The 9,442-nt window shown below is 31.4% G+C and carries 9 protein-coding genes and 1 pseudogene; 1 reads left to right on the top strand and 9 read right to left on the bottom strand.

What is annotated here, in order from left to right; genetic code table 11:
* The 7 genes from RBI05_RS19100 to RBI05_RS19070 all read right to left on the bottom strand — a co-directional run.
* On the bottom strand, positions 1–365 hold a 365-nt coding region (locus tag RBI05_RS19100; protein WP_310552200.1), incomplete at its 3' end, for a mobilization protein.
* A gap of 13 nt (positions 366–378) precedes the next feature.
* Positions 379–1,389 carry a relaxase/mobilization nuclease domain-containing protein gene (locus tag RBI05_RS19095; RefSeq protein ID WP_195225637.1) on the bottom strand — a complete coding sequence of 337 codons (1,011 nt, stop codon included), beginning with the start codon at positions 1,387–1,389 and terminating at the stop codon, positions 379–381.
* The gene (locus RBI05_RS19090) at positions 1,371–1,754 is read right to left on the bottom strand and encodes a plasmid mobilization protein (protein ID WP_002458659.1); all 384 of its coding nucleotides are present in this window, start codon (positions 1,752–1,754) and stop codon (positions 1,371–1,373) included. The genes RBI05_RS19095 and RBI05_RS19090 overlap by 19 nt, the downstream gene beginning before the upstream one ends.
* 221 nt (positions 1,755–1,975) lie before the next feature.
* Positions 1,976–3,700 (bottom strand): flavin monoamine oxidase family protein, encoded by a 1,725-nt coding sequence (locus tag RBI05_RS19085; protein ID WP_310552198.1) that lies wholly within the window; start codon positions 3,698–3,700, stop codon positions 1,976–1,978.
* Positions 3,697–4,881, bottom strand: a complete 1,185-nt coding sequence (locus RBI05_RS19080) for an FAD-dependent oxidoreductase (RefSeq protein ID WP_154836199.1) — start codon at positions 4,879–4,881, stop codon at positions 3,697–3,699. Before RBI05_RS19080 ends, RBI05_RS19085 begins: the two co-directional genes overlap by 4 nt.
* 72 nt (positions 4,882–4,953) lie before the next feature.
* Positions 4,954–5,556 (bottom strand): short chain dehydrogenase, encoded by a 603-nt coding sequence (locus RBI05_RS19075; RefSeq protein ID WP_002502820.1) that lies wholly within the window; start codon positions 5,554–5,556, stop codon positions 4,954–4,956.
* Positions 5,557–5,806: 250 nt separating this feature from the next.
* Complete coding sequence (locus tag RBI05_RS19070; RefSeq protein ID WP_002477841.1) at positions 5,807–6,163, bottom strand: hypothetical protein; 357 nt, start codon at positions 6,161–6,163, stop codon at positions 5,807–5,809.
* Positions 6,164–6,263: 100 nt separating this feature from the next.
* On the opposite strand from RBI05_RS19070, the gene RBI05_RS19065 reads away from it, so the two are divergent.
* Positions 6,264–6,950 carry a hypothetical protein gene (locus tag RBI05_RS19065; protein WP_002477842.1) on the top strand — a complete coding sequence of 229 codons (687 nt, stop codon included), beginning with the start codon at positions 6,264–6,266 and terminating at the stop codon, positions 6,948–6,950.
* A gap of 673 nt (positions 6,951–7,623) precedes the next feature.
* Here RBI05_RS19065 and RBI05_RS19055 read toward each other — a convergent pair.
* Both RBI05_RS19055 and RBI05_RS19050 read right to left on the bottom strand, forming a co-directional pair.
* Positions 7,624–8,481 (bottom strand): replication initiation protein, encoded by an 858-nt coding sequence (locus RBI05_RS19055; protein WP_002458658.1) that lies wholly within the window; start codon positions 8,479–8,481, stop codon positions 7,624–7,626.
* A 754-nt stretch (positions 8,482–9,235) separates the two neighbouring features.
* Positions 9,236–9,442: pseudogene (locus tag RBI05_RS19050) on the bottom strand (mobilization protein); the annotation flags it as partial.

Genomic DNA, 9,442 nt, shown 5'->3' with positions numbered 1-9,442 from the left:
TCATAAAAATGTTGCACACCTAACCAGTCGCCTAAGGGACTTAAGACTAAAAATGCGACCATCACTAAAGCAATAATAAAAAACATCGCTGTAATGCCTTGGGTTAAACGATGAAAGGCTTGATCATATTGTTTCATCGCTGTGTCGTTATGCTTGATACGTTCATCTATCATTTTTTTATAATCATTATTGGCTTGTCGCAGTTCGGCTTGGTTAGTTTGTAATTGCTCAATCGCCTTATGTGTGTCTGTTTTTACATCTTTCAATTCTTCTTGGATGGCTGTTTGAAAATCTTGTTTTAAATTATCGTTATTAATGCGTTCAATATAGTGTTTCGCTACACTGATAAAACGCTTTTGTGTGATTTCAGTCGCTTGATTAAAGTTCGAGGCCGTGGTCTCGATCGTTGTTAATAATTCGTCGTGACGCTTGTTTCGCTCGTTCTCTCTCTTCTCGATCTCTTCGAGCCTTTTCATCAGCAAGTCTTGCTGATTCTGCAGCTTGTCGGCTACGCTCAAGCTCATTTGTGTCTTGGGCGAATTGGTCCCAATCTGATTGAGTGACGCCTGTATCTCGTTCAGTTGATTCATCACGGTTTGAAGTTGGTCGTTTTGGCTGGCATTCGGTGTCTGAGTCTCGTTCTTGTTGTTTTTGTCGTTGAATTTGTCTTTCAAAGCCATCTTCGATACCTCCTTTATTGTAATCTTCGCCGAGTTTACGGCCACGTACTTTTTTATCTTCAGCTAAATGTCGATAGGTAATGCTTTTGGGTGTCACACGTTCAATTTCAATACCATGTTGGTTTAAATGGTCTTTGAATTCATCCATATTCGTTGCTTGTGATTGGTCTATCGCCTCTCTAATCTCATCTTTCCATGAATATTGGGCTGTTGATTTCGTATTAGGGTCAGCAATCGCTTTTTCTGTCTGCGTATAACGTAAGCGTGCTGTGTCCTTTTCTGGCACGCTTAAACCATGTTCCAGGCAAACCTCGTCATTGAAATCTCTGACATTACGTAAGGCTTGTTTATTATTATTAAATTTCTTACCTGTTTCGAGGTCAATTGAATTGATTACAATATGATTGTGTACATGGTCTGTATCGGCATGCGTATAGACCGCTACTTGATGATTCGGTGCGAGCTTTTCAGCGAGTGCTAAGCCTAATTGATTACATTGTTCGGGCGTGACTTCGCCCGGTTGAAACGATTGAATAATGACATGCCCTTGATTCCCATCGGTTTTGCCATATAACTCACGAGTGGCTTTGAAACTCGATTTGGCATAGTCGACATCACAATTTAAACCACTTTTCTCTACGGCTCGTTTCTCAGCGTAATTAATGGCACGTGACGTTGATTTAGTCGCACTTAATTTAGTTGTTGCCATATCTCATCAAGCCTTTCACGTAATTCACTGATATTGCGTTCTAATGCTTCATAGTTCGGTGCTTCATGTTGATGTTGGTTGCAATATTTGGCAATCTGATTGGCATTTGCGCCCAACATACTCAAATCTTTGGCTATCGATTGTCGCGTTTCTTTATCCAATTTCGGTGCGACCAATCGACTGCCCTGTGCCTTTTTCTTAACGAAAGCAGGCACACTCATATTTAAAGTTTCAGCTGACTGTTTCAACTTTAAATATTCGGATTCGCTCACACGAAAACTGATTTGTTTCGGCTCCTTACGGTTGGGTTTATGGTTTCGCCCAACAGTTTCGTCGCTAGCCACAAATGTGTTTTGTTCGCTCATTATTCCCACCACGCTTTCTTCGAAAGATAACTCCTTAATATAATTTTACTTTACAGGGTAAAGCAAAATTAATCAAGTCGTTAAGTGGTTTGGCAAGCATTGGCTTTGCTAGCCACTAAAGTGGTAGCTACGCCTGCTTGTTGGGGATAATCCCCAAGCCCCTTAGGATTTTTTCTAACGAAAAAATAGTGGCTAATTTATAGCCACTATAAACAAGAAAATCACCATCCTAAATAGTAATCACTATCCAACCATTCGGGTCTTTCTAATCCAAAATGTTCTTGTAACATTTTTTCTGCTGTTTTGAAAGCTCCTTCTGTCCAACCTTGATCAGATGAATATGCTTCTCCTACAATATAAATATTTTCGTATTCGTAGGGTTTTCTTATTAATTTCATTGTTTTTTGAACATCTATTCCAGTATGCCAGGCATGATATCCTCCACCAAATGGATCTTTAGACCAATCTTTTACAAGACTGGCATAGGGTTTTGGAATTTTAATATCATGAAGTTCTTCTAATTGATTTATTGATTCTTCAACCATAACATTAGTGACTTCGTCACTATATTTTTCATTGAACAATTCTAAATTATTATTTTTGCTTTTTATTTCATCGTGTTGAATAAATTTATTATCATTGGATCTAATCATAGATTTCCAGAAATTAACAGTTCTCATATCATTATAGCTTGCTAATAAAAGTGAATGTTGATTATCTTCATCTACACCAAAGTAGTAACATTGTCGCATTGGCAAATCGGTAGTAGATTTGCCATAGTAAGAGTTTAAACATTCTCTCCACCATGGATATTCAAAACCTAATAGTAGTTTTAACGAAGGTTCTGCATATACGGTATCTATTAATTTGCTAACCTTTGAATGTGAAGCATCTTTAAAAAAGAAATTATCTTGATCTAGTAATTCCAGTGATCTTTTTGGCATAGCTAATATAATTTCTCTTGTTTTTACTTTCTTTGTTTTTGTTGTATTTACATTAACTAGTTCTAATTCGTAGCTTTCTTTATCTTTAGAGAAAGTTTTTAGTTCAGAGTTTAAATATAATGTTACGTTATCATTTTCAGAGACTCTTTTAGCTAAAGAATAAGCAAGTTGATCATAACCCTCATCTATTGTTTTATATTCTACTCCATCAGTAAAATCTCCAACAATATATGAGAATGCCTCTGAAGAATTCCAACTTAATGTATTAGAGTAATACGAACCTGCATTAGCTAAAAATTCATACCCTTCATTACCTAATTGATCTTTGAGCAAATTCCAAAATCCAATATTATACAATTTCATTTGGTTATAGGGGCTGTTATCTTTGTAATATATTAAATTGCGCTTTATATTGTCCCAATCTTCACTGCTTAATTTAAAACTATAGTTATAATCGTCTTGCTTTTCTATTTTATTATTGTAACTATCATTAAACCAAGGATCATTTAAACATACCTCAGCAATAACTTTGTTAAATAACTGATCTGGGTGATAGCCTTGAAGTTGTTCTGACATAAAATATCTGGTATAAAATTTATCTTGCTTTTTTTGATTTTCTTCCCACTCATTTTCTTTAAAACGTTGACCTCTTAGATAGAAAGTATGGCTTGAGGTTTCTCCAGTTTCAAATTTTTTATTTTTTAATTTAAATATATTCTCTATTAGAGAAGTTGTTATTTTTTGACTTGTTAGATATCTCATTCCACCCAATTCGCCAGTAACATTTGATTCAGGCAGTACAATTGATTCTAATCGTCCACCAATTTTATCATTTAAATCAAATATACCTATTTTTTTGTTATTATATCTATCATCTTCTAGAAATCGATATGCACTATAAATCCCCGATACTCCTGCTCCAACAATTGCAATATCTATATCTAGGTCGTCATTAATTCCATTTATATAATTAATATCATTCATTGTTATTTTAGAAGTCATTTTAAATCCTCACTTTCAATTTTAAAATGACTAATATTATAGTCTGTACGTCCATTTATTAATAGCTGACTGCAAATCTTTCCAAAAGTAGGTGCGAATTTAGCAACCCAACCTCCAGTTTGTACAACAACATTTTTATCATCAGTTATAAAATCTAAATATAATAATTTATTTTTATTTTTAGGTAATCCTAACATACAAGTGCTTTTGAATTTAGCATTACTATCTAAATCAGTCATGTGGTTCTTAACCCATTCTTCAGTCCCTTTGAAATCTTCAGAAGTTGGTTTTTTTCTTTCAGATGGAGAATCATATATTGCAAATGGATAATCAGGAGCCACTCTAATATAATTTTTGTATTTCCAATCCAATTCTGGGAAGCCATAATATAAATTACTATTTTCGTCATTTGGTTGTTGAAAAGCAAACCAAGTAGGATAGTCAATATTAGGATTTGTTTTTTCGAAGTATGCTGAAACCATATCCCAAATATCTAATTTTATTTGCTTATCAAAATGTTTTGTAATGTCATTTACATATGCTCCAGTAGACACAAGTATTTTTTCTGTTGTGAATTCATGTTCTCCTGTTTGAATAGTATATTTTCCATTTTCTTTTTTAATATCTAATACAGGAGTGTTTTCTAACATTTGAACGCCAGCTATAGAAGCTTGACTATAAAAAGTTTTTAATGTTTCTGGTAAATTTATGGCACCACCATCTTTTTGATAAAAGCCGACATAATCATCTGGAAGATTTTTAAATTGATACCAATTTTCAATTTGTGTTTTATTCAAATTGGAATATGGAACTCCTGTTTTATCCATTGTTTTTTCAGCTGGGTTTATACCACCTTCTGTAGTTGGAAGTTTAGGGTCTCCGAACCATAAACTACCTACATGTTCAATTAAACTATTAGTTGTAAATTGTTGAAGTTTTTGCCAGTCTGGAATAGATTGTATTACTAATTCAGTCATATATTTTTCAGTATATTGATATCTAAATTGTCGAGTACTGCCTGCACTACTGCCTTTATCGTTAAAAAATTTATTTTTTTCTAGAACTAAAATATCTTCGCCTTTGACAGTAGAATAGCCATTATAATTTGTCACTAAGTTATAAGCTGTTGATAGACCTACTAAACCGCCACCGATAATTATCAATTTATAATTTTTCTTCATTCTTAAATCCCCTTTGAATTAAAAATTTTTAGTTAATGAAAATTGAATATAGGATAATGACACACTAAAAAATTAATAAATTTTATACGTTTGTCCAGTTTGAGCACCTTCAACACTTTTAATAAATGCATTTGCTACTTTATCAACTGGAACCGCTGTAAATCCTTTGAAGAATTCCCCATATTTATCTAAAGCTTCTTCAACGACATTAGGACTTACATTGTTAATTCTTAAACCATTTTTTAATTCTATAGCTGCTGATGTAACAAATCCTGCAACACCGCCATTTGCCATAGCTGCTGAAGAACCTAATAGAATAGGATCATCCATCATAATTCCGGAAGTTAAAGTAAAGCTACCGTTTTTATTTAAATAGTGTTGACCTATTAAAACAAGGTTTATTTGTCCTAATAATTTACTTTTTATAGCTACATTATTTTCTTCTAAACTAATATCTGATAGAGATTTGAAAGTTGCGCCTCCTGTAGCGCTAACAACAGCATCTATATCTTTAATATCTTTATACATTTGTTCTACTTCTGTTGGAGAGGTAATATCTAATTGATAGTCACCAGATTTACTGCCAACTTCAATAACTTCATGATTATTTTCTTTAAGTTTCTTAGATACACTTTTACCTATTGTGCCAGTAGCACCAATAACTACTATTTTCATTGTAATCCTCCTAATAAATATTGTTATTTTTGTAAGTTTTTAGCAAAAATGAATATATTCGAAAGTTTACTATTAACACTTACATACTTAATGTAACATATACATTTATGAATTTATTCTGTAAAACATAGTATATTCAAGTAATGTTAATATTAAATAAGCTTATACATAAAATATACAAATTAACTACCTATAATGCATGTTATGGCAACAAAAGGGAACTCATTATTGAGTTCCCTTTTGTTATTTATTATTCTAATTCTATTGTTTTAACCTCAGGCACTTCTGGGATAAAAGCATGCTTAATTTTTATATAAAGTTTCGCAGGTTTATCATTTAGATTCACTTGGTAATATCCGATGCCCTCACTTCCTTGATTATCTGATCGTAATTTAATTGATACTTTTTTAGAGTTTCTTAAAATTTGATAAGTTTTATTATTATCTGTTATATCATGTAATTTTTTTGTATCGTGATTTTTTATATAACTATTGATTTGTTTTTCGCTAGAATAGCAAACCCATTTATCGAAAAATAAAAAGTTTAAAAAAATGTAACAAATTATCAAAAAAGCTATTATAACAAATATATATAATGTTCTTTTCATGAATTAACGCCTCTTCTTTAAAAATTTTTTATGATTTATGATAACGTAAAAATGAAAGCTTTTTCTACATAATATAATTATTTTTAAGGAGATGTAAAAATTGAAAAAATTCACAAAAATATTTTTAGCAAGTATTTTAATAACTAGTACAGGGATAGGATCGTTACAATCAAATACTAGTAAGGCAGAAGAAAATACGGCTCCTCAAAATGTTAAATTAGTTGGTACTTATGATGTATCTCAAGTTGATTCAAAAACAATGAAACAATTTAAAGATATTGAGAAAGAAGATAGTAACTTTCATGTTATTAAGAAAGATAATAAAGTTACTATAGAAGATACATTACCAAACCCAGATAAGAAAAATAATACTGCTAATAGAAGTAATGAAAGTGGAACTAAAGTGATTAATTTCTCTGATTTTGTTGGCAGTATGGATGGTAAAGATGATGGAAAAATACCAGAAGGTACTTCACTTTATAGCAAATCATATAAAGGTCAAAAAGATGGACAAAAAGTAAAAAAAGGAACTCACGTTCATTGTAATAGATTTAATGGAACTAAATCGGATCATAGATATTGGTCGAAAAAACATCCTAAAGCATATGCAGATTTTTATAAGAGTGACTGCTGGTACCATGCTAAAGCTTATAAATGTTCTTCTATAGGAAAAATGACTAAGTGCGATGGATTAAATGTGAAGAAAAAAGGTGTTAAAGATTGTTCATCATGGAAAGGGAAACCAAATCATAAAAACTGGCCTAAGACAGCATGGTATAGAAATTAATTATGAATAAGCTATACAAAGTAACTACCTATAATCAGTAATTATGTCAACTTAACACAAAGGGACAAACGCCGTCATTTCAGCGTTTGTCCCTTCGTTTTTGGATTATCGATTATTCATATTTTATACATTCCCTTAACCACGCGTTTTCATGCATTTTCATTAAATAAAATTTTGTATCTTTATTCAGTTATCAATGTCTAAGTGTTGCATACTGTATGCATGTATCATGTATACACGCATACTGTATGCCTGTATACACTTGAAGTTATATATTTAAACACAACTTTAAAAAACTTACTTACATCTATATAATAATCAATGTAAGCAAGTTGGATCGATGGTGGCTAATCTCATGAAAATGGGGTGATGCCTATGGTTTTGGTTTTTGCTCCTAGAAAGGACTAGCATTGTCTGATTATGAAATGCTGATGATTGTATTAACCATCATCGGTTTAGTATTAATTAGAAACGACCAAAAAAAATAGACCATCTCAACTTTGACGAGTAGATGATCTATTGTTAATTTTGATTTCATACGAAAGTCACCGTCTTTTTAACGGGCTTACTAAGGCACGAGTGTTATCAGCACTTGTGTCTTTTTTGTATATGCTAGTTTATAATTCATTTGTTACTTTAAGTATATCTTTCATACTATCTTTTGTAAACTTTTCTATTCTTCCCAATCGACTTCAAGTTGTTTTAAAAAGGCTTCTCGTTCTTTCTCTAATTGTGGATCATACTCATTTTGTGTTTGTTTTTCATATGTGCGTTCTTCCAACCATTTTGGTGTTTTTTCACGACTTACATATTGTCGTGACTTACCTATATTCACCATTTGTGGCTGTCGTTTATTGTGAATACGTTTCTCAGCGTCAAATGTAAACTCTAGCCATTCAATTTTACGTCCTTTTTTCGCTTTTATTTTATTGATATTAAGGTTATTAAAAATAAAGCCTAATTCTTTAATGATAGGGGCTAATACTTTTTGATTAATATTTGTCATACGGTAACTATTAGGAATATCTAGCCGTTCTCTAAAATCATCAATTTTAATTTTTACATAGCCAGTATGTTTATACTGCTTAAGTATTCTGAACATATGCTTAGAATATGTAGATTTAAGGTGTGTCATTTCTCTAAGTTCAAATTTAGTGAAGTTACTAGTTAATGAATTAATAATATGTTCTAAATCTGGATTAACACCAATAGCCACATACTCTTTATCTTTATAAATTTCTACTTTAGTAAAAAGAATAAATTTTCTAATAACATTCTCAGTTTCTTCTCTATATGTTAAAGAGAAAACTTTATCATAGAATTTTTCTAAATCTTGAATAAAAAGCTTTTTATCATGACTATAGTAATTACTTAATTCTTTTAATTCTTCAAATGGCACATTAACAGTCAAATTGCCTTTATCTTTTAATTTATTACACAAAGTAAAAAATAGATTAACTTCAGTATTATTAAATTTTCTCAATGGAACTAAATTCATATCATTTTTATATACTACTGTTTCTCCACTCAACTAACTCCACTCCAATCTAAAAGAAACCTTTATAGAATAAAGATTCCTATTAACTTTAATTGAAAATACTTATAATAACTATTTTATAAACAATAATAACATAAAGAAACCTAATATAAAAAAAGTTCCTTTAGTTTAATGATTGGTTGCCTTTAGTTTAATGATTGGTTGCCTTTAGTTTAATGATTGGTTGCCTTTAGTTTAATGATTGGTTGCCTTTAACATCTCAAATTCGTTGTCACTCTGAGGATCAAATGCCTCCTAAAAAGGTTTTAAAAAGATTTATAAAAAGATATTAAAAAGTTCGGGGCAATTTGCCCCTCACAAATTCAAAAGACAAAAAGGAAACCAACCACACTTGTGGTTGGTTTTTATTATTTAAAAAAGCAATAAGTAATATAACTTTAATGCATTATTCCAATTGCTTTATTGACATTGAGCCTCTGAACCCTTAATAAACCCAAAAACTGTCGACTCGTCGGTTTCATAGCTCACGCTATACCGACATTCGTCGAAACAGTTTAATTAAGGGTTCTTCTCAATGCACAATAAATTTTCTCGGCATAATGGCGTGTGTTACCTTTTATTTCTCTTTTCTGAATAAGGTAAATAAAAGATGATAAACAAAGCACATGCAATGGCTATAAAAGCACCTAAAAAGACCAATTGAGTTTCTCCTTTTCATTTCTAAGCTATTTTAAGCTTGATACAGCTTTTTTATTACCTCAAATGTGGTTTTTATTCAACATTTATATTAAATGCGCTTATACGCGCTTAAAATGGCATATATAAGTCCTCCAAATAAAGCATAAGGCACAAGATAGAAAATAAGTATGAAATAACGCCATGCTGAATGACCTGTTTTCAGGACATAGTTCAGCCATTCATAAAAATGTTGCACACCTAACCAGTCGCCTAAGGGACTTAAGACTAAAAATGCGACCATCACTAAAGCAATAAT

Origin of the sequence: Paenibacillus glufosinatiresistens (assembly GCF_031470375.1) — a bacterium.
Taxonomy (GTDB): Bacteria; Bacillota; Bacilli; order Paenibacillales; family Paenibacillaceae; genus Paenibacillus_AQ; species Paenibacillus_AQ glufosinatiresistens.
This window is presented reverse-complemented; position numbering and strand designations above follow the sequence as displayed.